The sequence below is a fragment of the Streptomyces sp. NPDC014894 genome, assembly GCF_043080985.1.
GTDB lineage: Bacteria > Actinomycetota > Actinomycetes > Streptomycetales > Streptomycetaceae > Streptomyces.
Genome location: NZ_JBIBWD010000006.1, coordinates 299991 through 325785, shown reverse-complemented (window position 1 = coordinate 325785; position 25795 = coordinate 299991). Strand labels below are relative to the sequence as shown.

The window sequence follows — 25795 nt, the reverse complement described above, 5'->3', positions numbered from 1 at the left end:
CTATTGTCCCGCGCCCTGATCAGTGCCCCGCGCCAGGGTCGGCGTGGCGAGAATCTCGTCGGCCGCGCGCTGCCCGTCGGCGATGCAGGCGGGGATGCCGACCCCGTCGTACACGGCCCCGCAGACCCGCAGTCCGGGCAGGAGCGCGATCTCCTCGCGGATGCGGTCGACCCGGTCGAGATGGCCCACCGGGTACTGCGGGAGCCCGTCGATCCAGCGGGTGACGCCGGTGGCGACGGGCCGGGCGGCCAGTCCCGCGGCCGCGCCGAGATCGCGCAGGGAGGCGGCGACGAGTTCGGCGTCGTCCCGGTGGAGCTGTTCCTCCTCGCCGTATCTGCCCAGCGAGGTCCGCAGCACGAAGAGGTCCGGGGCGGATTTCTCCACCCAGCTCCACTTCTGGCCGGAGAAGGTGGCGGCCTTGATGGCGCGGCCGTCGGCGGGCGGGACGAGGAATCCGCTGCCGGCGGGGATGCCGGGCAGGTCGGCGCGGCGGAAGGCGAGGGTGACCAGGGCCATGGAGGCGTACTCGACCCGGCCGAGCGCGGCCGCGGCGGCGGGCGACTCGGCGGCGAGCAGATCGGCGGCGGCCCAGGCGGGGGTGGCGACGACGACGGCGTCGGCGTTGATCAGCCGGCGGTCGGTGCGGACCTGCCAGCCGCGCTCGGTGCGGCCGAGTCCGAGGACGGGGGTGCCGGTGCGGATCTCGCCGCCCAGGGCGCGTACGGCGTCGGCGACCGCGCCGGGCAGGGTTCCGACGCCGCCCTCGATGCCCAGGAAGACGGGTCCCGAGCCCTGTTCCTCGCGGGTCTGCCGCTGGACCTCGTGGACCGCGTCGAGCAGATGGCCGTGCTTCCGCGCGGCCTCGAAGAGCCGGGGCACGGCCGCGCGCAGCGAGATGCGGTGGGCGTTGCCCGCGTACACCCCGCCGAGCAGCGGTTCCACCAGCCGGTCGACGACCTCGTGGCCGAGGCGTTCGGAGACGTACGCGCCGATGGCGACGTCGTCGCCGAGTTCGGCGGGGGGCAGCTCGCGCTCCTGGGCGATCCGGGCGACGCCCTCGGGGGTGAGCAGCCCGGCGAGGGCGTCCGGGGTGCCGGGGACGCCCATCACATGGCCCTTGGGCATCGGGCGCAGGGCGTCGCGGGTCCAGATGGAGGCGGTGGCGGTGGCGGGCGGCCGGAGCCGGTCGCCGAGGCCGGCGGCGCGGGCGAGGGCGATCGCCTCGGGGCGGCGGGCGAGCAGGGACTCCGCGCCGAGATCGACGGTGACTCCGGCGATCTCGCCCGTCCGCAGCTTGCCGCCGAGGTGCTCGGTGGACTCCAGCAGGGTCACCCGGGCTCCGGCGGACGCGAGCCGGTGGGCGGCGGCGAGTCCGGAGATCCCGCCGCCCACGACGACGACATGGCCGGCGGCGGGCGGGACGGGGTCCGTGGTCGAGGAAGACTGCATGGGCCCACTCTCTCAAACGCCGTACCGAGTCCCGACCGTGACCTGTTCGGGACCGGGTACGGGGATCCGGCGCGCGCCTCGGTTCGTCCAAGCGGCGGAATGGTCCGACGGTCGAGAAGGGGGGCTCGCCATGCGTGCACGGCGCGCGTTCACGGCAGTGGTGCTCATCGGTTCGTTCGCTCTCGCCGGCTGCGGGGCCGGCGGCGACGCGGGCGACGGGTCGATGGCGAAACCGGTTCAGGACGAGAGGCGGGCCGCCGCGGACGACCGGGGCAGCGGCTCCGCCGCCTCGCGGACGGAGGAGGAGGCAAGCGCCGGGAAGGGGGCGAAGGCGGACCGGGCGGCGCTGCCGGCGGACCACGTGATCCGCACCGTCGAGCTGGAGCTGGAGGTCGGTGACGCGGTGAAGAGCCTGGCCGGGGCCCGGCGGGCGGCGGTGGACGCGGGGGGCCATGTCGCGGACGAGTCCACCGAGCGGCTGGACGAGGGGCGGATGACGTCGCGGGCGGTGCTGCGGGTGCCCCGGCGGGAGTACGACAGGGTGCTGGCCGGGCTGGCGGGCGGCGGGAAGCTGTTGTCGCGGAAGGCCGACGCCAAGGACGTCACCGATCAGGTGGTCGATGTGCGGAGCCGGGTCGCCACCCAGCGGGCGAGTGTGGCGAGGGTGCGGGAGCTGATGGACCGGGCGGAGAAGCTGTCCGACGTGGTCACGCTGGAGGAGCAGCTCAGCGAACGGCAGGCGGAGCTGGAGTCGCTGCTCGCCAAGGAGGCCTCGCTGAAGGACCGTACGGCGCTGGCGACGATCACCCTCACGCTCACGGAGCCGGAGGCCGAGGTGAAGGAGCGGGAGGACGGCGCGCCGGGCTTCGCGGACGCGCTGGGCGGCGGCTGGGACGCGCTGGCGGCGACCGGGCGGTGGACGGCGGTGGTGCTCGGCGCGGTCGCTCCGTTCGCGGCGCTGCTGGGGCTGCTGTTCGGGGTGTGGCGGTGGGGGGTGCGGCCCCGGCTGCGCGGGCGGGGGCCCCGGGCGGTCGCGGCGGCGTCGGCGACCGGGCCGGCGGCGGACGGCCCCGGCCGGGAGTAGGCGGGGCGGCCCCGTAGCGTGGACCCCATGTCAGCTGAACGACTGGTGGTCATCGGGGGCGACGCGGCGGGCATGTCCGCCGCCTCGCAGGCACGCAGGTTCCAGGGGCCGGACGAGCTGGAGATCGTCGCGTTCGAGCGCGGCCACTTCAGCTCGTACTCGGCGTGCGGGATTCCGTACTGGGTGGGCGGTCAGGTCGGCGGGCGGGACGAGCTGATCGCGCGTACGCCCGCCGAGCACCGGGAGCGGGCGATCGAGCTGCGGACGCGCACCGAGGTCGTGGAGATCGACGTCGGGGGCGGCCGGGTGCGCTCCCGTGATCTGGAGAGCGGCGCCGAGGCGTGGACGGGCTACGACAAGCTGGTCGTGGCGACCGGCGCGCGGCCGGTGCGGCCCCGGCTGCCGGGGATCGACGCGCCGGGGGTGCACGGTGTGCAGACCCTGGACGACGGGCAGGCGCTGCTGGACACGCTCGCGGGCGTCGCGGACGGCGGGCGCGCGGTGGTGGTCGGCGCCGGGTACATCGGCGTGGAGATGGCCGAGGCGCTGCTGAACCGGGGTTTCGCGGTGACGGTGCTCAACCGGGGTGAGCAGCCGATGGCGACGCTCGATCCGGACATGGGCCGGCTGGTGCACTCGGCGATGGACGGTCTGGGCATCACCACGGTGAACGGGGCCGAGGTCACCGAGGTCCGCACGGGCGAGGACGGCCGGGTGCGGGCGGTGGTGACGCGGGAGGACGAGTATCCGGCGGATGTGGTGGTCCTCGGGATGGGCGTCGAGCCGGAGACGCGGCTGGCGCGGGAGGCGGGGCTGCCGCTGGGGGCGCACGGCGGGCTGCTGACGGATCTCGCGATGCGGGTGCGCGGCCACGAGAACATCTGGGCGGGCGGGGACTGTGTGGAGGTGCTGGATCTGGTCTCGGGCCGGGAGCGGCACATTCCGCTGGGTACGCACGCGAACAAGCACGGCCAGGTCATCGGGGCGAACGTCGGCGGCGGCTACGGCACCTTCCCGGGGGTGGTGGGCACGGCGGTCAGCAAGGTGTGCGAGCTGGAGATCGCCCGCACCGGGCTGCGGGAGAAGGACGCGGCCGAGGTGGGGCTGCGGTACGTCACGGTCACGGTGGAGTCCACGAGCCGGGCGGGCTATTACCCGGACGCCGCGCCGATGACGGTGAAGATGCTCGCGGAGCGCGGCACGGGGCGGCTGCTCGGCGTGCAGATCGTGGGCCGGGAGGGCGCGGCGAAGCGGGTGGACGTCGCGGCGGTGGCGCTGACGGCGGGGATGACGGTGGAGGCGATGACGGCGCTGGACCTGGGGTACGCGCCGCCGTTCTCCCCCGTCTGGGACCCGGTGCTGGTGGCCGCGCGCAAGGCGGTGGCGGCGGTACGGGCCGCGGGCTGACTTCTGGCTTGTACGGATATTTCGGACCGCCCGGCGGGGCTATACCGCCGGGCGGTCATTTTCATGAACGTTCTCTCATTCGAGAATCCATTGACATGAGCAAGCGATACTCCTAACTTCCAGTAAACGGAAGTGCGGCCACCGCCGCAGACCCGGATTAGCGGAGGTCCGATATGGAACAGCTCATCAAGAAGATGGCCCAGGACGACGTCTGGCGGGCCTGGAACTCCGCCAACTCGGCAGATGCCGCCGCCAAGTCCGGCTGTATCAGCGCCACACCCAAGACGGGCTGTATCAGTGCCACGCCCAAGGCCGGCTGTATCTCCTGACCGGCTGACCGGAAGGCCGGCCGGGTGGTTTTCACGGATACCGCCCGGCCGCTGCGGGAACTCCTCGCCCGTCTGATTCATCCGCTGCACAGCCGATTCAACCGTGGATTGAAGGTCAATCGTGGACGGCCAGCCCCATTCCGACATCATCGATCAGATCCGGGACATCCCCATCTATCGGACGTCGGTCGAGCAGGGGTACTTCCCCATTCTGGAGAAGCCGGAAATCGCCCGTGGATTTCCGGAGAACTGGATGACGCCCCGGCTCGCGAGGGCGCTGGAGGCGGGCGAGGCGGAGTTCGTGCTCTCCACCGGCACGAACCACGCGCGTATGCAGATCATCCGGCCGCCGTACTTTCTGCTGAAGTCCTACTACCGGCTGTGGAGCGAGCACCCCGACATCGCGGAGACCTGGCACCAGGGCTGTCGCCGCATCTCGCTGACGACCGTGCTGGCCACCGAGCACGTGGCCCGGGTCAACGCGAAGAAGCGGGACGGGGCCCCGGAGGCCGTCCCCGCCCTCGGCGACCGCCGGCTGGACGAGCGGACCGTCTATCTCAATCTGCGGCTCGACCCGGCGCTGTGGGACCGCGCGGACGTCGAGCGGATGCTCGGGGAGATCCGGGCGGAGCGAAACGCCCATCCGCTGGGCTGGTACCACCTCGACTGCTCCGGATACCACCTGGCGCATCTGGTGCGCAAAGCCCTCGCCTGGGGCCTTTGGGACGATTTCCCGCCCCCGGCGAGTGTCATCACCGCCTACGAGTACACCCCGGCCAATGTCCGCGAGTATCTGGAGCGGCATCTCGGCTGCCCGGTGGTGGATCTCTTCGGCAGCACCGAGCTGGGGTATCTGTACTACAGCGACCGCGGCGGCCGGTACCACCCGTATCTGGACCGGATGAGCCTGGAGCTGATCCCCGTCGCCCCCGGCAGCGGGATCCACCACCTCATCGTGACCAGTGTGCGCAATCCGCACATGCCGCTGATCCGCTACCGCTCCGGCGACTGTGTGCGCACCGTCGACGGCAGCGCCGACCCGACGAGGGTCTCGCGGTTCTGCGGCCGGGTGAAGGAACTCCTCCCGACGCCGAACGGCCCGGTCGCGCAGGGCGATGTGGACGGCTGTGTGACGGCCGGCTCGCCGGATGTGTTCCTCTACCAGCTGCACGCCTCGGGGCAGGAGGGCGTCCGGCTGCTGTACACGACCTTCGACCGGCGCCCACTGGCGCTGTCCGAGAGCGAGGCGACGGCCAAACTCATCGGCGAACTGACCGGACTGCCGTGCGAGACCGAGTACCGCACGCATATCCCCGTCGGGGCCTCCGGAAAGCACACCTGGCTTGTGACCGAGAGCTGAGACCCGTGTCTGGAGCACCATGAAGACTGAGCAGCAGCCGCAGCAGCTGATTTCGCCCGGCGATCTCAGGGAATTGCTCGGGGAAGAGCTTCACGCCGAAGTCGTCGAGTATTTCGTCAAGGAGACCGAGGACACTCCCGAGGATGTCAGCCGCCAGGTCACCGAATGCCTTCGCTATCTCTATCTGATCTCGCGTCATCCCACACAGCTCGGCGGTCTGTTCCTTCCGGTGGAACAGCACATCGACGAAATCTGGCACTATCTCATCCTGCAGACCCGGGAGTACCGGGCGCTGTGCGAGGAGCGGCTGCCGGGCGGGTTCTTCATCCAGCACCGGAGCATCGGCTATGCCGCGTATCAGCAGGAGCCGGGCCGGGAGCGGTCGATCGAGGAGGCGCTGCGCTGGATTCCGCTGTACTGCCGGGAGTTCGGCCCCTTCGACGAGGGCGCGCTGCCGCACTGGACTATTGTTCGCTTCCTGCATGAGCGCATGGACATGACACTGGCGGAGATCTCCCGTCTCCAGCCGGCGGACATGGGCTGACCGGCGACCGGCGGGCGGGCCGCCGGAACCCGTACCGCGGCGACGGCGAGGAGCGAACTGGATGAAGCCCCCGACACCGGAGACGGCGACGGAGCCGGAACACCCCGCGCAGCGGCGGATCCTCACCGTGCTGGTGGTGGCCCAGATGCTCAGCGGCGCGGCGCTGGCCGCCGGCATCACCATCGGCGCGCTGCTCGCCGAGGAGATGCTCGGCGCGACCGGTCTGGCCGGGGTGCCCAGCGCGCTGTTCGCCGCGGGGGCCGCGGGCGGCGCGGTGACCATCGGCCGGGCCTGCCGCCGCTGGGGCCGCCGGCCGGGACTCGCCCTGGGGTACGGGGCCGGGGCCCTCGGCAGTCTGGGCGTGGTCGCGGCGACCGCGTTCGACAGCGTCGCCCTGCTCTTCCTGGGGCTGCTGGCCTACGGCGCGGGGACGGCGTCCATCATGCTCGCCCGGTACGCGGGCGCCGATCTCGCCTCGCCCGCGCGCCGGGCCCGCGCCGTGAGCACCGTGCTGTTCGCCACCGCCGCCGGGGCGATCGCCGGGCCCGCCCTGGCCGGGGTCTCCGGCGATCTGGCCGAGTCCTGGGGCATCGACCGTCTGGCGGGGCCGTTTCTGCTGGCCCTGGCGGCGTTCGCGGCCGCCGCGCTGGTCGTGGCGGTCTTTCTGCGGCCCGACCCGCTGCTGCTGTCACGCCCGGCGGCCGCGGCGGATCTCGGGCAGGCGGCGGGTTCCGGTCGCCCGGCGGCGACCGGAACCGCGTCCGCCGACCGGCGGGGGCTGTTCATCGGCACCACGGTCATGGTCCTCAGCCAGCTGGTGATGATCGGGATCATGACGATGACGCCGGTGCACATGACCGGGCACGGGCACAGCACCGGGACCGCCGGGCTGGTCATCGGGGTGCATCTGGGGGCGATGTATCTGTCGTCGCCGCTCTCCGGGGCGCTCGCCGACCGGGTCGGCAGGCTGTTCACCGCGGCCCTGGCGGCCCTCACCCTCTTCGCCGCGGGGATGCTCGCCTCGTTCGCGCCGGGCGACTCCGCCCTCGCGCTGGCGGCGGCGCTCGTCCTGCTGGGCGTGGGCTGGAATCTGGGATTCGTCGCGGGTACGGCGATGATCACCGACGCGCTCCCGGCCGAGGGGAGGGCCTCGGCGCAGGGGCTGGTGGACGTCGGGATCTCGGTCGCGGGGGCCGCCGGCGGTCTGGCCTCGGGGCTGGTGGTCGCCGTGAGCGGCTATCCCGTGCTGGCGCTCTGCGGCGGGCTGCTGGTGCTGGCGCTGCTGCCGGTCTCCGCGCTGGCGGCGGCGCTGCCCCAGCCCCCGTCTCCGCCCCTGTCGCCCGCGCGGGCTCCGGCGGCGGCGGACGAGCCGCTGCCCGACCGCCGGGCGGGCTGAGCGACGGCCCGCGCCCTCTCCCGTACGACCGGGGGCGGCGACGGGCCGGGACCGTCACAGCGAGACCGAGAGACCGCAAGACCGAGAGGCAGCGAGACCGCGGAACCACAGTCCGCCATCGACCTCCGGCCCGGCCAACGGACAGCCCGGGCCGGACAGCGCCGGATCCCGCCGGGCCAGGCGGGGTCCGGCGCGAGCCCGCGCCTTGGGAAAGGATCTAGCGGGCCGTGCGCTCGTGGACGGAGGCGACCAGACGGGTCAGCGTGTCCGGGTCGGTGGTCGGCAGCACCCCGTGGCCCAGATTGAACACATGTCCCTCCAGGCCCTCCGCGGCGGCCAGGACCTCGGCGGTCTTCGCCTCGATCGCCTCGGGTCCCGCGAAGAGCACCGCCGGGTCGAGATTGCCCTGGAGCGCCTTGCCCGGGCCCACCCGGCGCGCGGCCTCGTCCAGCGGCACCCGCCAGTCGACGCCGACGACGTCCGCGCCGGCCTCGCCGAGGAGCCCGAGCAGCTCTCCCGTACCGACGCCGAAGTGGATCCGGGGCACTCCGTAGGAGGCCACCGACGAGAAGACCTTCGCGGAGGCGGGCATCACCGAGCGGCGGTAGTCCGCCGGGGAGAGCGCGCCGACCCAGGAGTCGAAGAGCTGTACGGCGCTCGCGCCGGCCTCGATCTGCACCCGGAGGAAGGCCGAGGTGATCTCGGCGAGCCGGTCCAGCAGATCCGCCCACAGCTGCGGGTCGCCGTACATCAGCGCCTTGGTGTGCTCGTGGTTGCGCGAGGGGCCGCCCTCCACGAGATAGCTGGCGAGGGTGAAGGGCGCGCCCGCGAATCCGATCAGCGGGGTGGCGCCCAGCTCGTCGGTGAGCAGCCCGATCGCCTCGGTGACGTACCAGACGTCCTCGGGGGTGAGGTCCCGCAGCCGGGCGAGGTCCGCGCGGGTGCGGATCGGCTCGGCGACGACCGGTCCGACGCCGGGCTTGATGTCGAGGTCGACGCCGATGGCCTTCAGCGGCACCACGATGTCGCTGAAGTAGATCGCCGCGTCGACCTTGTGCCGCCGCACGGGCTGGAGCGTGATCTCCTTGACCAGCTCCGGCCGCATGCACGACTCCAGCATCGCGGTGCCCTCGCGGACCTTGAGGTACTCGGGGAGCGAACGGCCCGCCTGGCGCATGAACCAGACCGGGGTGTGCGGCACGGGCTCACGCCTGCACGCCTTGAGGAAGGCGGAGTCGTACGGCTTTGGCTGCTGGCCCGTGGGGCGGCCCGAGGGGCGGTCGTTGGCGCTCACGCCCCAAATCTTCGCACGGACAAAGGAAGTGCCCGCGCCCCCGGGTGTCCTTCCCTGCGCGAGGGGCCCATTCCGCCTACTCTTCCCCGCATGGCTGCGGCTCAGGGACATTTTTCCGATCATTCCAACGGCGCCGACGACAAGGACGGCACGGAGAGCGATGGCGTCCCCCGGGCGTTCCGGCTCGCGGTCGACGCACTGGGGGCGGCTCGGCTGCGCCCCGGGATCGAGGTGGATCCGGCGCGCCCGCCGCAGCGCCTCGCGCCGCACGCGTACGCGCTGGAGGCGGCCGTCGTCGACGGCGAGGAGGATCTCGCCGACGGCCGGCTGGTGCTCCTGCACGACCCGGACGGGCACGAGGCCTGGCAGGGCACCTTCCGGCTGGTGACGCTGGTGCGCGCGGAGCTGGAGCCGGAGATGGCGGCCGACCCGCTGCTGCCGGAGGTGTCCTGGTCCTGGCTGACGGGCGCGCTGGAGGCGCGGGGGCTGTCCTACGGGGAGCCGAGCGGGACCGTCACCCGCGCGGGGTCTCACTATTTCGGTGGACTTGCCGAGCGGCGGCCGGCGACCCAGATCGAGATCCGGGCGTCCTGGACGCCGAAGGAGGGCCCGGGCGGGGTCCCGGACACCGCCGCGCACCTGGTGGCCTGGTGCGATCTGCTCTGCCAGATCGCGGGGCTGCCGCCGGCGCCGGCCGGTGCGGCGGACCCGGGGGCGGGTGTGGTGTCGCTGCCGCAGCGCCGGGGGCCGCAGCACCGGTGAGGCGGGCGGGCTCCGCGGGTCCCCGGGCCCGGGGAGACTGTGCGCGAGCCCGCTCCCCCCACGCCCCCGCACCTCCCCAGCTCCCTCGCGCGCGCCTCCGGGCCGCCCGTTCTCCCGTTCGCCGCGGCGCTCCCGTACGGCCTCATCGGTAACGCTGCGTCAGATTGATCACAAGATGATCGATCATTCGTCCGAATTGCACCAATTGTCACTCACTAAATCGTGATCTTTCTCTAAAGGCGATCAGGTTTGGTGCCGAAGAGGTCAGTGACCCTAACTGATCGGTTCGCCCCGGCCGCATCCCCGAGCCGGCCCGTCCCGCACCTTCCCCAGGAGGCCTGGTGTCCGTTCTTCTCGAGCAGCCCGCAAGCCTGGTCACCTACCGCCCGAACAAGCCGACGGCCATGGTCGTCGTGGCCGACCCACGCGTCCGCTCCACGGTCACCCGCCATCTGTGGGCCCTCGGAGTGCGCGACGTGATCGAGGCGTCGTCGATCGCGGAGGCCCGCCCCCGGGTCGGCAATCCGCGCGACATCTGTGTCGCCGACGTCCACCTGCCCGACGGTTCCGGACTGACCCTGCTGTCCGAAACCCGTGCCGCGGGGTGGCCCAACGGCCTCGCCCTCTCCGCGGCCGATGACATCGGCGCCGTACGCAACGCACTCGCGGGCGGCGTCAAGGGCTATGTCGTGACCGGAACCCGTACCAACATCGGACACCCCACCCGCCCCGGCGCCGCCCCCATCGGCGCCGCGGCGGCACGTCTCGGCCACCGCCGCCCCCCGGGCGCCCCGAGCCACCCGGGCGGCTACCGAGAGCTGTCCGGCCGAGAGGTGGAGGTGCTGCGACTGGTGGCGGAGGGCCAGTCGAACAAGGCGATCGGCGTCTCCATGGGGCTCTCGGCACTGACCGTGAAGAGCCATCTCGCCCGGATCGCGCGCAAGCTCGGCACCGGCGACCGGGCCGGAATGGTCGCCGTGGCCCTGCGCACCGGCATCATCCACTGACCGTATCCCCACCGCGCGCCTGTCGACGGAACGTTTCCGTCGACAGGCGCGCTCCGTTCACGGATACCCTTGACACGTGACCGACGCCCAAGACACCGCAGCAGAGACCGCACTGCGAACCGCCGGGGGCGCTCCCCCGGACGACGGCGTCGCAGCCGAAGAGGCTCCCACCCCGCTGTTGGAACCGCGCGAGGGCATCCCCCCGGTGGTCGCCGACGCCGAAGGGCTGGCTGAAGTGATCGCCGCCTTCGCGGCGGGCACCGGCCCGGTCGCCGTGGACGCCGAGCGCGCCTCCGGCTACCGCTACGGCCAGCGCGCCTACCTCGTCCAGCTGCGCCGCGAGGGCGCGGGCAGCGCCCTGATCGACCCCGTGGGCTGCCCCGACCTCTCCGAGCTCGGCGAGGCCCTCGCCGACGCCGAGTGGATCCTCCACGCGGCCACCCAGGACCTGCCCTGCCTGCGGGAAATAGGCATGGTGCCCACCAGCCTCTTCGACACCGAGCTGGCCGGACGGCTCGCCGGATTCCCCCGGGTCGGACTCGGCGCCATGGTCGAGTCGGTCCTCGGCTACGCCCTGGAGAAGGGCCACTCCGCCGTAGACTGGTCCACCCGCCCGCTCCCGGAGCCGTGGCTGCGCTACGCCGCGCTCGACGTGGAGCTGCTGGTCGATCTCCGGGACGCGCTGGAGAAGGAGCTGGACCGGCAGGGGAAGCTGGAGTGGGCGCACCAGGAGTTCGAGGCGATCGTCGCCGCGCCCCCCGCGCCCCCGCGCAAGGACCCGTGGCGGCGGACCTCCGGTATGCACAAGGTGCGCCGGCGGCGGCAGATGGCCGTCGTACGGGAGCTGTGGAACGCCCGGGACAAGGTCGCGCAGCGGCGCGACGTCTCCCCGGGGAAGGTGCTGAGCGACGGCGCGATCATCGAGGCCGCGCTCGCGCTTCCGCTGAATGTGCACGCGCTGACCGCGCTGCCCGGCTTCGGGCACCGGGCGGGGCGGCGGCAGCTGGAGCAGTGGCAGGCGGCGGTGGACCGGGCGCGGGCGCTGCCCGACGCGGAGCTGCCGCAGCCGGGTCAGCCGCTGAACGGTCCGCCGCCGCCGAGGGCGTGGGCGGACAAGGATCCGGTCGCCGCGGCGAGGCTGTCGGCGGCGCGGACGGCGGTGTCCGCGCTGGCGGAGGAGTTGAATCTGCCGCAGGAGAATCTGATGACGCCGGACACGGTGCGGCGGGTGTGCTGGGAGCCGCCGGCGGATCGGTCGGTGGCGGGTGTGGGGGCGGTGCTGGGCGCGCTGGGGGCGCGCCGCTGGCAGATCGACCTCGTCGCCCCCCTCCTCTCCCAAGCCCTCTCCGCCACCCCCTGACGCCCCCCGCCAGCCCCACTCCGGCCCGCCCGTCGATCGACGACGGCCCCGCACCCCGACACCCGAACCGAACGCCCCTCCCAGCGGCCGAGCCCCGCTCCTCAAACGCCGGAGAGGCTGAGAATCACAACCCAGCCCGCCCCGCAAACGACAACCCAGCCCGCCCGGCGATCGAGGACGAACCCGCACCCCGGGCACCCGAACCGAACGACCCGCTCGGGACTCCGCCCCGAACCCCGCTCCTCAAACGCCGGAGGGGCTGAGAATCACAACCCGGCCCGCGCCGCAAACGACAACCCAGCCCGTCCGGCGATTGAGAACGGACCCGCACCCCGGGCACCCGAGCCGAACGACCCGCCCTACGGCCGAGCCCCCGTCGGGGCTCCGCCCCGAACCCCGCTCCTCAAACGCCGGAGAGGCTGAAAGTCACAACCCAGCCCGTCCGGCGATCGAGGACGGACCCGCACCACGGGCGGACGGCGCGCGCCCCGGTGTGACCTTCACCGCTCCCCGGCGCGGGGCTGTGCACGATGGTTACTCGCAAGTAGCATGAGGGGCAGCAAGCGCGCGCTCATGGGCGTGCCCCGCGGCAGTGCCACCCTGCACCCTGGAGGAGAGCCATCGTGCCTCGTACCGTCAGGGACGTCGTCTTCGTCGACGGCGTCCGCACCCCGTTCGGCAAGGCGGGTCCGAAGGGCATCTACCACGAGACCCGGGCCGACGATCTCGTCGTGAAGGCCGTGCGGGAGCTGCTGCGCCGCAATCCCGGCCTCGATCCGGCTTTGATCGACGAGGTCGCGATCGCCGCGACGACGCAGATCGGCGACCAGGGGCTGACCCTCGGACGGACCGCCGGGATCCTCGCCGGGCTGCCGCAGTCCGTGCCGGGCTACTCGATCGACCGGATGTGCGCGGGCGCGATGACCGCGGTGACCGCGACCGCCGGGTCGATCGCGTTCGGCGCGTACGACGTGGTCGTCGCCGGCGGCGTGGAGCACATGGGCCGCCATCCGATGGGCGAGGGCGTCGACCCGAACCCGCGGTTCGTCAGCGAGAAGCTGGTGGACGAGTCCGCCCTGTTCATGGGGATGACGGCGGAGAATCTGCACGACCGCTACCCGTCCATCACCAAGCGGCGCGCCGACGAGTACGCGGTCCGCTCCCAGGAGAAGGCCGCCAAGGCGTACGCCGACGGCAAGATCCAGCAGGACCTGGTCCCGATCTCGGTGCGCCGCACCACGCCCGAGGGCGGGGAGACGGGCTGGGGGCTCGCCACCGAGGACGAGCCCATGCGCCCGGGCACCACGCTGGAGAACCTCGCGGGCCTGAAGACGCCGTTCCGCCCGCACGGCCGGGTCACCGCGGGCAACGCCGCCGGTCTGAACGACGGCGCCACGGCCTCCCTGATCGCCTCCGAGGAGTTCGCCCGCGAGGCGGGCCTGCCGGTGCGGATGCGGCTGGTCTCCTTCGCGTACACCGGGGTCGAGCCGGAGGTGATGGGCTACGGCCCCATCCCGGCCACCGAGAAGGCCCTCGCCAAGGCCGGGCTGTCCATCGGCGACATCGGTCTGTTCGAGATCAACGAGGCCTTCGCCGTCCAGGTGCTGGCCTTCCTGGAGCACTACGGCATCGCCGACGACGACGCCCGCGTCAACCAGTACGGCGGGGCCATCGCGTTCGGCCACCCGCTGGCCTCCTCCGGCGTACGGCTGATGACTCAGCTGGCCCGTCAGTTCGAGGAGCAGCCTCAGGTCCGTTACGGCCTGACCACCATGTGCGTCGGCTTCGGCATGGGCGCGTCGGTCATCTGGGAGAACCCGCACTTCGCCGGAGGCGCCAAGTGAGCACCACCACCGAACTCCTCCAGGGCGCGGCGCGGCTGTTCCCCGACGAGGTCGTCACCAGCGCGCACGTACGCCATCTCGACCTCCCCGCCGGGGCCGGCCGATTCGCGCTGATCACCCTGGACAACGGCCTGGACCACACCAAGCCGACCACCTTCGGACCGCAGTCGCTGGCGAATCTGGACGCGGCGATCGACCAGGTCGAGCGGGAGGCCGCGGAGGGCGCGATCACCGGCGTCGGTCTCACCGGCAAGCCGTTCATCTTCGCCGTCGGCGCCGACCTCAAGGGCGTCGAGCTGCTGCGCACCCATGACCAGGCCCTCGCCATCGGCCGGGGCGGTCACGAGGTGTTCAAGCGGCTGTCCGGGCTCGCCGTGCCGACGTTCGCGTACTACAACGGCGCGGCGATGGGCGGCGGCGTCGAGGCCGGGCTGCACTGCTCGTACCGTACGGTCTCCCGGGCCGTCCCCGCGTTCTCGCTGCCCGAGGTCTTCCTCGGGCTGGTCCCCGGCTGGGGCGGCTGCGCGCTGCTGCCGAATCTGATCGGCGCGGACCGCGCGGTCACGGTCATCATCGAGAACTCGCTCAATCAGAACCGCCAGCTCAAGGGCGCCCAGGTGTTCGAGCTGGGGATCGCCGACGCGGTCTTCGACGGCGCGGACTTCCTGGAGCGGTCCCTGGTGTGGACCGCGTCGGTGCTCAACGGCGAGACGGCGGTCGAGCGCACCACGGTCGACCGCGGCGACGCCTGGGACGCGGCCGTGGCGCGGGGCCGGTCCGTCGCCGACTCCAAGGTGCACGGCGCGGCCCCGGCCGCCTACCGCGCGCTGGAGATCATCGAGGCCGCCAAGGACGGCGACCTCCAGGCCGGTTTCGACGCGGAGGACCGGGCGCTCGCCGATCTGATCATGGGCGGGGAGCTGCGCAGCGGCATCTACGCCTTCAATCTGGTGCAGAAGCGGGCCAAGCGCCCGGCCGGGGCCCCGGACCGGAATCTGGCCCGTCCCGTCACCAAGGTCGGCGTCGTGGGCGCCGGTCTGATGGCCTCGCAGCTGGCGCTGCTGTTCCTGCGCCGGCTGGAGGTGCCGGTGGTGCTCACCGACATCGATCAGGAGCGCGTCGACAAGGGCGTGGGCTATGTCCACGCCGAGATCGACAAGCTGCTCGGCAAGGGCCGGATCCACCAGGACAAGGCCAATCGCCTCAAGGCCCTGGTGACCGGGGTGCTGGACAAGGCGGAGGGCTTCTCGGACGCCGACTTCGTGATCGAGGCCGTCTTCGAGGAGATGGGCGTCAAGCAGAAGGTGTTCGCGGAGGTGGAGGCCGTCGCCCCGGCGCACGCCATCCTCGCCACCAACACCTCCTCGCTGTCGGTCACCGAGATGGCGTCGCAGCTGAAGCACCCCGAGCGCGTCGTGGGCTTCCACTTCTTCAACCCGGTGGCCGTGCTGCCGCTGCTGGAGATCGTCCGCGGCGAGCGCACGGACGACGCCTCGCTCGCCACCGCGTTCGGGGTGGCGAAGAAGCTGCGGAAGACCGCCGTGCTGGTCAAGGACGCCCCGGCGTTCGTGGTGAACCGGATCCTGACCCGTTTCATGGGCGAGATCCAGAACGTCATCGACGAGGGCACCCCGGTCGAGGTCGCCGAGCGGGCGGTGGAGCCGCTGGGCCTGCCGATGTCGCCCCTGGTGCTGCTGGAGCTGGTCGGCCCCGCCATCGGCCTCCATGTCTCGGAGACCCTCAACCGGTCCTTCCCGGACCGTTTCACCGTCTCCCCGAATCTGGCGGCGGTCGTCGCGGCGGGCAAGCGCGGCTTCTACGTGTACGACTCCGGCAGGCCGGAGCTGGACCCGGAGGTCGCCGCCCTGCTCCGGCAGGGCGACACGGTCCTGACCGAGGAGGCGACCCGGGCGCGCGTCCTGGACGCGGTGGCCCAGGAGATCGGTCTGATGCTCGACGAGGGCGTCGTGGCCGAGGCCCAGGACATTGACCTCTGTCTGATCACGGGCGCGGGCTGGCCCTTCCACCTGGGCGGAATCACTCCGTACCTGGACCGGGAGGGCGTCTCCGAGCGGGTGAACGGCAAGCGGTTCCTCGCGCCGGGCGCGGCGAGCGTTCCCGCGTAACGGCGGATCCGCGGACGGGGCCGTACGGGATGTTCCCGTACGGCCCCGTCCCGCGTCCGCGGGTAGGCTCGCCGCCGATGACGGAAGAGCCGCGGACCACCCTGCTGATCGTCGACGGCGCGAATGTCGTCGGCTCCGTGCCCGACGGCTGGTGGCGCGACCGGCGCGGGGCCGCCGGACGGCTGAGGGACCGGCTGGCGCGGTACGCGGCCGAGGGCGTCGAGGGGGCTCCCGGGCCGCTGGACGTGGTGCTGGTGGTGGAGGGCGCGGCGCGCGGTCTCGCCCCGGTGCCGGGGGTGCGGGTCGAGGAGGCCGCGGGCAGCGGGGACGATCTGATCGCGGAGTTGGCGGCCGGGGCGGCGGGCCGGCCGTGTCTGGTGGTCACGGCCGACCGCGAGCTGCGCCGCAGGGTCGTCGCGGCGGGCGCCCGGACGGCCGGTCCGCGCACGGTGTACGGCCCGGGGGCCCCGGAGCCTCCCCAGGGGCCCTGACGCCCCCGGGGAGCCGCTCCGGGGCCCCTCCGGCGCTCTCAGGGGCTCTGAGGGCCCTTGTGGGGCACCTCGGCCCCGGGCTCCAGCCGGCTGTGGCGGCGGCCGTAGACGACGTACACGACCACGCCGAGGGCCATCCAGAGGCCGAATCGCAGCCAGGTCTCGCTCGGCAGATTGAGCATCAGCCAGAGCGAGGCGGCAACCGACACGATCGGCAGCAGCGGGACGAGCGGGGTGCGGAAGGCGCGCGGCAGATCGGGGCGGGTGCGGCGCAGGATGACGACGCCGAGCGCGACGACGACGAAGGCGAAGAGGGTGCCGATGTTCACCAGGGCGGCCAGCTCCTCGATGTTGGTCAGTCCGGCGACGATCGCGATGACCACCCCGAGGAGGAGGGTGGCCCGGTAGGGGGTGCGGTAGCGCGGGTGGGTCCGGGAGAAGAATCGCGGCAGCAGCCCGTCCCGGCTCATCGCGAAGAACACCCGGGTCTGCCCCAGCAGCAGGATCATGCAGACCGAGGTGAGCCCGACGACCGCGCCGAAGCTGATGACGCCGGCGTACCAGGGGTGGCCGGTGGACTTGAAGGCGTCGGCGAGCGGGGCGTCGACGGTCAGCTCGGTGTACTTCTGCATACCGGTGACGACGATCGAGACCGCGACGTACAGCACCGTGCAGATGAACAGGGAGCCGAGGATGCCCCGGGGCATGTCGCGCTGCGGCAGTCTGGTCTCCTCGGCGGCCGTGGCCACCACGTCGAAGCCGATGAAGGCGAAGAAGACCACGGAGGCGGCGGTGAAGATCCCCATCACGCCGAAGCTCGTCGGCGCGTAGCCGAACATCAGCTGGATCAGCGGCTGCTGGAGCCCCGAGTCGCCGGGCACATGCTCCGAGGGCGGGATGAAGGGGCTGTAGTTGGAGGCCTTGACGAAGAACGACCCGGCGACGATCACCAGCAGGACCACGCCCACCTTGATGGCGACGACCACCGTGGTGACCCGGGCGGAGAGCTTCATCCCGAGGACGAGGATGCCGGTGAGCAGCAGGACCAGCAGGAAGGCCAGCAGGTCGAAGCCGAAGCCGCTGACCGAGTTGGTCCCGGCGAGGGCCTCGGGCAGATGCCAGCCGGCGTTGTCCAGCAGGGAGCGGAGATAGCCGGACCAGCCGACCGCGACCACCGCCGTGCCCACGGCGAACTCCAGCACGAGGTCCCAGCCGATGATCCAGGCGGGCAGCTCGCCGAGGGAGGCGTAGGCGAAGGTGTACGCGGATCCCGCGACCGGGACCGTGGAGGCGAACTCCGCGTAGCACAGGGCCGCGAGGCCGCAGACGACGCCCGCGACGACGAAGGCGAGCGCGGTGGCGGGGCCGGCGGTCTCCTTGGCGACCGCGCCGGTGAGGACGAAGATGCCGGTGCCGATGATGACGCCGACCCCGAAGACGGTCAGGTCCAGCGCGGACAGGGAGCGTTTGAGCGCGTGCTCGGGTTCCTCGGTGTCGCTGATGGACTGTTCGACGGACTTGGTCCGGAAGACTCCCGCCCTGCTCGCGGGGTCTGTCTCTGTGCTCACCGTGCACCTCCACGCTGTGTCGTCCCCGTCATGATCGGGACGGCGGAGGGCTCACGGGCGGCCGTACGGACGGCATTCACACGAATGGCCGGGAGGGTCGCCCTTCATGGGTGACCCTCCCGGCCGGGGGCGCTCGCGCCGGCGTCAGTCGCGGACGGGCTCGACCGCCTCGCCGGGCGCGTCGGCCGCCGTGCCGAACCCGCCGCCGAGCTTGGCCACGAGACCGGTGACCTGGCGGGCGATGTCCGGGGCGGTCAGACCGATCTCGGCCATGACCTCCTTGCGGGTGGCGTGGTCGAGGAAGCGCGGCGGGATGCCGAAGTCGCGCAGCGGCATGTCGACGCCCGCGTCGCGCAGCGCCTGGGCGACCGCGGAGCCGACGCCGCCGACCCGGCTGTTGTCCTCGACGGTGACGACGACCCGGTGGCGCTCGGCGAGCGGGGGCAGGGCCTCGTCGACCGGCTTGACCCAGCGGGGGTCGACGACGGTGGTGGAGATGCCCTGCGCGTCGAGGAGATCGGCGATCTCCAGGCACATCGGGGCGAGCGCGCCGACGGAGACGAGCAGCACGTCGGGCCGCTCGGCGTCCGGGCGGCGCAGGACGTCCATGCCGCCGACCCGGCCGACGGCCTTGACGGAGGGGCCGACCGCGCCCTTGGAGAAGCGGACCACGGTGGGCGCGTCGTCGACGGCGACGGCCTCGCGCAGCTGGGCCCGCACCTGGTCGGCGTCGCGCGGGGCGGCGATCCGCAGACCGGGGACGACCTGGAGGATCGACATGTCCCACATGCCGTTGTGGGACGCGCCGTCGGTGCCGGTGACGCCGGCCCGGTCCAGGACGAACGTCACTCCGCACTTGTGCAGGGCCACGTCCATGAGCACCTGGTCGAAGGCGCGGTTGAGGAAGGTGGCGTACACCGCGAAGACGGGGTGGACCCCGCCGGTCGCGAGACCGGCGGCGGAGACCGCGCCGTGCTGCTCGGCGATGCCGACGTCGTAGACCCGGTCGGGGTAGGCCTTGGCGAATTTGTCGAGGCCGACCGGCTGGAGCATGGCCGCGGTGATCGCGACGACGTCCTCGCGCTCGGCGCCGAGCTCGACCATCTCCTCGCCGAAGACGGAGGTCCAGTCGAGGCCGGAGCTGGCGATCGGCAGACCGGTGTCCGGGTGGATCTTGCCGACGGCGTGGAAGCGGTCGGCCTCGTCCTGGAGGGCGGGCTGATAGCCGCGGCCCTTCTCGGTGAGACAGTGGACGATCACGGGTCCGCCGAACCGCTTGGCGCGGGCCAGCGCGGACTCCAGGGCCTCGATGTCGTGGCCGTCGATGGGGCCGACGTACTTGAGGCCGAGGTCCTCGAACATGCCCTGCGGGGCGATGAAGTCCTTGAGGCCCTTCTTGGCGCCGTGGAGCGTCTCGTACAGCGGCTTCCCGACGACGGGGGTGCGGCCGAGGATGTCCTTGCCGCGGGCGAGGAAGCGCTCGTACCCGTCGGTGGTGCGCAGGGTGGCGAGGTGGTTGGCGAGGCCGCCGATCGTCGGCGCGTAGGAGCGCTCGTTGTCATTGACCACGATCACCAGGGGGCGGTCCTTGGCGGCGGCGATGTTGTTCAGCGCCTCCCAGGCCATACCGCCGGTGAGCGCGCCGTCGCCGATCACCGCGACGACGTGGTCGTCCTTCCTGAGCACCTCATTGGCCTTGGCGAGGCCGTCCGCCCAGCCGAGGACGGTGGAGGCGTGGGAGTTCTCGATGCAGTCGTGCTCGGACTCGGCGCGCGCCGGGTAGCCGGAGAGGCCGCCCTTCATCTTGAGGCGCGAGAAGTCCTGGCGGCCGGTGAGCAGCTTGTGCACATAGCTCTGGTGACCGGTGTCCCAGAGGACCTTGTCCTTCGGGGAGTCGAAGACCCGGTGCAGGGCGATGGTGAGCTCGACGACGCCGAGGTTGGGCCCGAGGTGGCCGCCGGTCTTGGAGACCGCGTCCACGAGGAAGGTCCGGATCTCCGCGGCCAGCCGCTCGAGCTGCTCCGGGCTGAGCCGGTCCAGATCGCGCGGTCCCTCGATGCGGGTCAGCAGGTCCCACCCGTCGCCCACCACCACCCTTGAACGACGCGCTTCGCGCTGATCCTTCACTCTGCCTCCTTGCGTGTCGGGCTGGGCGTACTGAGCTGGGTCGGGACGCTGACGATGTTGACGATCTGGATGAGTCTAATGTTCCCCTGTCGGACATGGTCTTCGGGCGGGCGGTCCGGACTCGCGCGATTGGCGGATTACCCGGCGCACGGGCTCCGGATCCGGGAAAATGCCCCGGTCCAAGCGGTGAGCTGCGGATATCCGCGCCGGGCGGGGCGGGCGCGGCCGGTGGGCGGGCCGGGGCCGGTGATGGTTCCGGCGCGGGCCGTGGCGATGAGCACACCTATCGCCGGGGGATGGGCCCGGGTTCAAGGAGTGAAGGATCGGCCCGGGAGCGAGGCGCCGCGCCGGCCCCCGGCGAACCCGGCACTCCCGGCGAACCCGGCGCGCGCTCCCCCGGCCGCGCCCGCTCCCCCGGCTCTCCCGCCGATGAGGGGGGCGTCCCCCATCTCGCTGAGCACCAGGGCGAGCGCGCCCAGCACCTCGGCCCGGGGGCCGAGCGAGGCGGCGGCCACCGTGAGGCGCCGGGCGGCGCTCGGGATGGCGTAGCGCGAGACGGAGTCCCGGACGGGGCCGAGGACCAGCTCGCCCGCCTCGGCGAGGTCGCCGCCGAGGAGGACCCGGCTCGGGTTGAGCAGATTGCACAGACCGGCCACCGCGCTGCCGAGGTGGCGGCCGACGTCGGCGACGACCCGGCGGCAGCCCGGATCGCCGCCGCGGGCCAGCGCCACCACGCGCTCCATGGTGAGCCCGGGCCCGTGGGCGGGCGTCAGCAGCGGGAGGACGTGGCGGGCGGCGGCGAAGGTCTCCAGGCAGCCCCGGTTGCCGCAGCGGCAGACCGGGCCGGACTCGTCCAGGGTGATGTGTCCGATCTCGCCGGCGGTGCCCCCGGGGCCCCGGAAGATCCGGCCGTCGATCACCAGGCCGGCGCCGACGCCCGCCGCGACCTTGATGTAGGCGAGATCGCCCACGCCCCGGCCGCCGCCCCAGATCAGCTCGCCCAGGGCGCCGAGATTGGCGTCGTTGTCCACGAGGACGGGCACGCCGAGCCGGTCGGCCATCTCCTTGCCGGGGTCGGCCCCGGTCCAGCCCGGCAGCATCGAGGCGGGGCCGAGGGCGCCGGACTCGGCGTCGAGGGGGCCGGGGACGCCGAGCCCGGCGCCGATCACCTTGCCGGGGCCGATCCCGGCCGCCGCGAGCAGTCGGCCCACCAGGACCTCCGCCCGGTCGAAGCCCTGCTCGGCCGAGGCGTCCACATCGAGCGGCACGGCCTCCTCGGCCAGCACCCGGTGGGCGAGGTCGGCGACGGCGACCCGCAGATGGGTGTGGCCGAAGTCGATGCCGACGACCATGCCCGCGTCGGCGCTGAGCGAGATGCTGCGGGCCCGGCGGCCGCCGACGGAGGTCGGGGTGACGTCGACCGCGCCGCTCTCCTTCAGTTCGCGGACGATGTTGGAGACGGTGGCCGCCGAGAGGCCGGTGCTCCGGGCGATCTCGGCCTGGGTGAGCGCGCCCGCCATCCGGACGGCGCGCACCACCCGCTCCAGATTGGCCCGGTGCAGCGACGTCTGCGATCCCGGAGTCTCCATCGGCTCACTCACTCCCGCGCCCGGGGGACGCGAACGGCCCCCTCCGGCCGGGGACCCTGAACGGGAATCCCGGCGCTTCTCCAACTTGTGAAGCCCAAGCTCCACGGCGGGAGGTCATGGCGTCAAGAGCTGTGGACGGTCCGGGCATGACGGCGGCCCCCGGTGGAGTTCCACCGGGGGCCGCCGGACGCCGTGGCCGGACGCCGCTGTCGGAAACCGCTGCCCGACGCCGCTTCCGGAGACCGCCGCTCGACGCAGCCGGTGCCGCTGCCGGTCGCGCTGTCCCGACGCCGCCGCCGGGCGTCGCTTCCGGGCGTTACTTGATCGCGCCGGCGGTGAGGCCCGCCTGGACCTGGCGCTGGAAGATCGCGTACACGATGAGGACCGGGAGCATGGCGATCATCATGCCCGCCATCAGCGCTCCCCAGTCGTTCTCGTAGCCCTGCTGGAGGGCGATCATCGCCAGGCCCTGGGTGAGGACGTACTTCTCCTCCTGCTGGTTGAGGACCATCGGCAGCAGATACTGATTCCACTGGCCCAGGAAGTTGAAGATGCCGATGCTGATCAGGCCGGGCTTGGCCATCGGCAGCATCACCTGGAAGAACGTCCGGGTGTGCGAGGCCCCGTCGATCATCGCCGCCTCCGCCACCGAGTTCGGCAGGGTGCGGAAGAACGAGGTCATGAAGAAGACGGTGAAGGGCAGCGAGTAGGCGATGTAGACCAGGATCAGTCCGTGGTACGACGCCAGCAGCGAGCTGCCCGGGAAGTCCCTCAGCACGAAGAAGAGGGGGATCACCAGCATGAACACCGGGAAGGACATTCCGGCCACGAACAGGTAGTAGATAAACCTGTTCCCGGGGAAGGTGAAGCGGGCCAGCACATAGGCGGCCATGGAGCCCAGCACCATGGTGCCGACGACGGATCCGCCCACCACGATGGCGGTGTTGATGAAGTACTGGCCCATGTTCGCGTCGTTCCACGCGTTGGACCAGTTCTCCCAGTGCAGGGTGGTCGGCAGCCCCCACGGGTCGGTCAGGATGCCGTTGCTGTCCTTGAAGGCGCTCCACAGCACCCACAGCAGGGGAACGCCGACCATCAGCGCCCAGACGACGAGGATGCCGTGGGAGAAGACGTTCAGCACCCCGCCCTCCTCGCGGGAGCGTTTGCCGGCGGCCGGGGCGTTCGTTCCGGCGGCCCGGGCGGGCGCGTCCTGCTTCGCCGCCACTTCGATCTCTTCGGTCGTCATCCGCCGTACCCCTAGAACTCGATCCGCTCACGCCGCGCGAAGCGCATGGTGAGCAGTGCGAACGTCATCGTGACAATGAGCATCGCGATTCCCATCGCGGAGGCGTAGCCGAACTGGCTGTCGCGGAAGGCCGTGAGGTAGAGCCTCAGCGGCATGACGTCGGTCGCTCCGTCCGGTCCGCCCATGTTCACCGACATGATCTGGACCAGGGCGAAGGCGTCCAGGGCGATGATGCCCATGTACACCCAGCCGGTCTGCACCGTGTCCCACAGGAGCGGGAGGGTGATCCTGAAGAAGGTGTGGAAGCGGTTGGCCCCGTCCAGCAGCGCCGCCTCGTAGATGTCCCGGGGGATGGAGGCCATCGCCGCGGAGAACAGGACCACGTAGAAGCCGACATGGCTCCAGACCATCACCGCGCTGATGCACCACAGGGCGAGGTTCTTCTCGCCGAGCCAGGCGTTCTGGAGGCTGTCGAGCCCCACCGCGCCGAGCAGGGAGTTGAGCATGCCGTCGTCGGGGTCGGGGTTGTAGATGTTGAACCAGATGACCGCGACGATGGTGATCGAGATGACCTGCGGGAAGAAGAAGACGAACTTGTAGAACTTCGACCCGGTCACGCCCGTGACCACTTCGTTCTTCTTGCGCCGGCCGCCCACGTTGAGCATGAAGGCGAAGAAGAGGCCCAGTCCGAGGGTGATCACCGGAACCAGCGCCAGCATGTAGACGTTGTGCCGCAGCGCGTTCCAGAAGTCGTCGCTGTCCCAGAGCCGCTGGAAGTTCTCCAGTCCGATGAACTCGGCGCTGCCGACCAGTCCCGACCAGTCGGTCAGCGAGATCTGGAAGGCCTGGACGAACGGCGAGAGTACGAAGACGCCGTAGACGATCAAAGGTAGGGCCAGGAAGCCCACGATGAATCGGTATTTGCCGTGTTGCATGTGCTTCCCGGCCCTTCCCCTCTTCCTTCGGACTGATGCCGTGTCAGTGTCAGCTGGAGCGCTTGAACTTGGTGACGGAACTGTCCTTGGCCACCTTGTCGGCCTCCGCCTGGGTCTTCTTGATCCAGTCGGACGCCTTGAGGTCACCGGTGAGCAGCTGGCCGGTCAGGCCGCCGATCTTCTCGTCGGTGAGCGCCGGGTACCACTCCTGGAGCTGGAGGCTGATGAGGTTCTCACCGGCCGCCTCGACCGCCGCGCTCGCCGAGGCGAGGCCCGGGGAGAGGGTCATGCCCTCGGTGGCGTCGAGCACGCAGGTCAGCGACTTGACCTTGGTGGCGAAGTTCTGGGCGTGCTTCTTCGAGAGCATGATGCGGAGCAGCTCCATGCCCCCGATCGGGTTCTTGCCCTTGGCGGAGACGATGTACGGCTCGCTCGGCTCACCGCGCAGGGTGCCGCTCGGGAGCTTGTCGCCGGTGCCGTCGAGAAGGGCGCCGACGGACATCCCGAAGTCCTTCGGGGTGGTGGGGGCGGCCTCGTTCTCCACCCAGGAGCCGTTGGGGATGAAGACGGCCTTGCCCTTGGTCCAGGAGGTCTGGGACTGGATGTGGGTCAGGCCCTGGCTGCCCTCCAGGAAGTACTTCTTGGCGGCCAGCTCCTCGTAGTGCTCGATGACCTCCTTGACGGCGTCGTTCTTGGTCCAGGCGTTGGGCTCGAGGTTGTCGATCTCGATCCAGCCGGGCATGCCGCCGATCTTGGCGATCTGGGCGAACAGGTTGAAGTGGACGTAGTACGGGTACTTGCCGGCGTACGTCCAGGGCGCGATCTTCTCCTTCTTGATCTCGCCGCAGAGCTTGACCATCTCGTCGAGGGTCTTGGGGTACGTCCACCCCTTGCTCTCCATCAGCTTCTGGGAGTACCAGGTGCCGTAGATGGTGAAGGCGTAGTACAGCACGTCGAACTTGTCGCCGTGCTTGCCCTTCTCCAGCGTGCTGGGGTGGATGATGTCGCGGACCTTCTTGTTCGGGTCGTCCAGCGACGCCGCGTCCAGCAGCACGCCCAGGTCCTGGAGCTGCCCCTGGCTGGAGAGCTTGTTCATGTCCAGGTGGTTGGCGCCGGAGTTGTCGATGACGTCCGGCGGGTTGCCGCCCGCGAAGCGCGGGGTGAGCTTGGGGCCGACCTCCTGGGTGCCGGTGTGCTTGACCTCGGCCTGGTAGGTCGTCTTGTAATCGGCCTCCGCGTCCTTGGCGTACTGGTCGCCGAGGCCGCCCTTGAAGATGAACGCCTCCAGCGCGGTGCCGTTCTTCACACCGAGCGGGTTCTTCGCCGAGGTCTCGGCCTTGGGCTTGTCGCTCGCTTTGCCATCGTCGCCGCCGCCGCCGGTGGCGCAGCCGGACAGAAAGCCCATCGTGGGCACCGCGATCAGACCGAGCGCCGCGGAGCGCTTGATCAGATTACGACGGCCGAGACCCTCATTGTTGTGGGCGGAGGTGGATCCCATGCTCAAGTCCTCGCCTTCATCAGGACTCAGGCGGTGAACAAGTCGCCCGTACATATCGCCTCAGGCGAAGGGCCCCGCCACCGCAGTCAGTTGCTGTGTTTCCCCAGGGGGAAATCAGTGAAGCTTGGTTTGTACAGGGTGAGATGAGAAAAGATCGCGGGCAGAGTTGAGTACGCACACGGCTGTCCGTCTCCCTTGCCCCCGACCCGCGGCACTGTGTGCAACAGCCCTGCGGGGTGCCGACAGGTATAGTCCACTTCACATCAACGGAGCAAGATCGAAAGCATGGTTGGACGGCAGTCTTTCCCGAGTTGAGACCTCCCGGATATCTGAGCACTGTCCGTGCGCATTCGACCACATCGATCGTCGCGGAACGCAT

20 protein-coding genes are annotated in these 25795 nt (G+C 71.5%); 12 read left to right on the top strand and 8 right to left on the bottom strand.

Translation table 11 applies throughout. The features are described from left to right. Complete coding sequence (gene hemG, locus ACF089_RS17240; protein ID WP_392026870.1) at positions 1-1449, bottom strand: protoporphyrinogen oxidase; 1449 nt, start codon at positions 1447-1449, stop codon at positions 1-3. A gap of 130 nt (positions 1450-1579) precedes the next feature. Here hemG and ACF089_RS17235 point away from each other — a divergent pair, with 130 nt between their 5' ends. The 6 genes from ACF089_RS17235 (at position 1580) to ACF089_RS17210 (ending at position 7569) form a co-directional block, all read left to right on the top strand. Further along, positions 1580-2533 carry a DUF4349 domain-containing protein gene (locus ACF089_RS17235; protein ID WP_392026869.1) on the top strand — a complete coding sequence of 318 codons (954 nt, stop codon included), beginning with the start codon at positions 1580-1582 and terminating at the stop codon, positions 2531-2533. Positions 2534-2560: 27 nt separating this feature from the next. Beyond that, positions 2561-3940 (top strand): FAD-dependent oxidoreductase, encoded by a 1380-nt coding sequence (locus ACF089_RS17230; protein ID WP_392026867.1) that lies wholly within the window; start codon positions 2561-2563, stop codon positions 3938-3940. Positions 3941-4113: 173 nt separating this feature from the next. Further along, positions 4114-4269, top strand: coding sequence for a hypothetical protein (locus ACF089_RS17225; RefSeq protein WP_392026866.1), 156 nt, complete (start codon positions 4114-4116; stop codon positions 4267-4269). Between the two features lie 121 nt (positions 4270-4390). Further along, positions 4391-5629 carry a hypothetical protein gene (locus ACF089_RS17220; RefSeq protein ID WP_392026864.1) on the top strand — a complete coding sequence of 413 codons (1239 nt, stop codon included), beginning with the start codon at positions 4391-4393 and terminating at the stop codon, positions 5627-5629. Positions 5630-5648: 19 nt separating this feature from the next. Then, positions 5649-6173, top strand: coding sequence for a hypothetical protein (locus ACF089_RS17215; protein WP_392026862.1), 525 nt, complete (start codon positions 5649-5651; stop codon positions 6171-6173). A 61-nt stretch (positions 6174-6234) separates the two neighbouring features. Continuing rightward, positions 6235-7569 (top strand): MFS transporter, encoded by a 1335-nt coding sequence (locus tag ACF089_RS17210; RefSeq protein WP_392026860.1) that lies wholly within the window; start codon positions 6235-6237, stop codon positions 7567-7569. A gap of 217 nt (positions 7570-7786) precedes the next feature. On the opposite strand, the gene hemE is transcribed toward ACF089_RS17210, so the two are convergent. Continuing rightward, a complete protein-coding gene (hemE, locus tag ACF089_RS17205; protein WP_392026858.1) occupies positions 7787-8863 on the bottom strand; it encodes a uroporphyrinogen decarboxylase in 1077 nt (358 codons plus the stop codon). Positions 8864-8953: 90 nt separating this feature from the next. Here hemE and ACF089_RS17200 point away from each other — a divergent pair, with 90 nt between their 5' ends. The 6 genes from ACF089_RS17200 to ACF089_RS17175 all read left to right on the top strand — a co-directional run bounded on the left by ACF089_RS17200 (position 8954) and on the right by ACF089_RS17175 (position 16453). Continuing rightward, on the top strand, positions 8954-9625 hold the full coding sequence (locus ACF089_RS17200) for a DUF3000 domain-containing protein (RefSeq protein ID WP_392026857.1): 672 nt from the start codon (positions 8954-8956) through the stop codon (positions 9623-9625). Positions 9626-9966: 341 nt separating this feature from the next. Continuing rightward, on the top strand, positions 9967-10632 hold the full coding sequence (locus tag ACF089_RS17195; protein WP_392026855.1) for a LuxR C-terminal-related transcriptional regulator: 666 nt from the start codon (positions 9967-9969) through the stop codon (positions 10630-10632). A 76-nt stretch (positions 10633-10708) separates the two neighbouring features. Then, positions 10709-11992, top strand: coding sequence for a ribonuclease D (locus ACF089_RS17190; RefSeq protein ID WP_392026853.1), 1284 nt, complete (start codon positions 10709-10711; stop codon positions 11990-11992). A 623-nt stretch (positions 11993-12615) separates the two neighbouring features. Continuing rightward, on the top strand, positions 12616-13836 hold the full coding sequence (locus ACF089_RS17185; protein WP_392026851.1) for a thiolase family protein: 1221 nt from the start codon (positions 12616-12618) through the stop codon (positions 13834-13836). Further along, a complete protein-coding gene (locus ACF089_RS17180; RefSeq protein WP_392026849.1) occupies positions 13833-15962 on the top strand; it encodes a 3-hydroxyacyl-CoA dehydrogenase NAD-binding domain-containing protein in 2130 nt (709 codons plus the stop codon). The genes ACF089_RS17185 and ACF089_RS17180 overlap by 4 nt, the downstream gene beginning before the upstream one ends. Before the next feature lie 77 nt (positions 15963-16039). Next, positions 16040-16453, top strand: a complete 414-nt coding sequence (locus ACF089_RS17175) for an NTP pyrophosphohydrolase (protein WP_392026847.1) — start codon at positions 16040-16042, stop codon at positions 16451-16453. 38 nt (positions 16454-16491) lie between these two features. Here the strand turns inward: ACF089_RS17175 and ACF089_RS17170 are convergent, their stop codons facing one another. The 6 genes from ACF089_RS17170 to ngcE form a co-directional block, all read right to left on the bottom strand. Next, positions 16492-18021 (bottom strand): amino acid permease, encoded by a 1530-nt coding sequence (locus tag ACF089_RS17170; protein ID WP_392026845.1) that lies wholly within the window; start codon positions 18019-18021, stop codon positions 16492-16494. Positions 18022-18165: 144 nt separating this feature from the next. Next, positions 18166-20109: a 1-deoxy-D-xylulose-5-phosphate synthase gene (dxs, locus tag ACF089_RS17165; protein WP_392027209.1), complete on the bottom strand. Its 1944-nt coding sequence runs from the start codon at positions 20107-20109 to the stop codon at positions 18166-18168. Positions 20110-20456: 347 nt separating this feature from the next. Continuing rightward, the gene (locus tag ACF089_RS17160; RefSeq protein ID WP_392026843.1) at positions 20457-21737 is read right to left on the bottom strand and encodes an ROK family protein; all 1281 of its coding nucleotides are present in this window, start codon (positions 21735-21737) and stop codon (positions 20457-20459) included. A gap of 316 nt (positions 21738-22053) precedes the next feature. Further along, positions 22054-22983 (bottom strand): carbohydrate ABC transporter permease, encoded by a 930-nt coding sequence (locus tag ACF089_RS17155; RefSeq protein ID WP_392026841.1) that lies wholly within the window; start codon positions 22981-22983, stop codon positions 22054-22056. Positions 22984-22994: 11 nt separating this feature from the next. Next, a complete protein-coding gene (locus ACF089_RS17150) occupies positions 22995-23918 on the bottom strand; it encodes a carbohydrate ABC transporter permease (protein WP_392026839.1) in 924 nt (307 codons plus the stop codon). Between the two features lie 49 nt (positions 23919-23967). Beyond that, complete coding sequence (ngcE, locus tag ACF089_RS17145; protein WP_392026837.1) at positions 23968-25416, bottom strand: N-acetylglucosamine/diacetylchitobiose ABC transporter substrate-binding protein; 1449 nt, start codon at positions 25414-25416, stop codon at positions 23968-23970. Positions 25417-25795 lie beyond the last annotated feature (379 nt).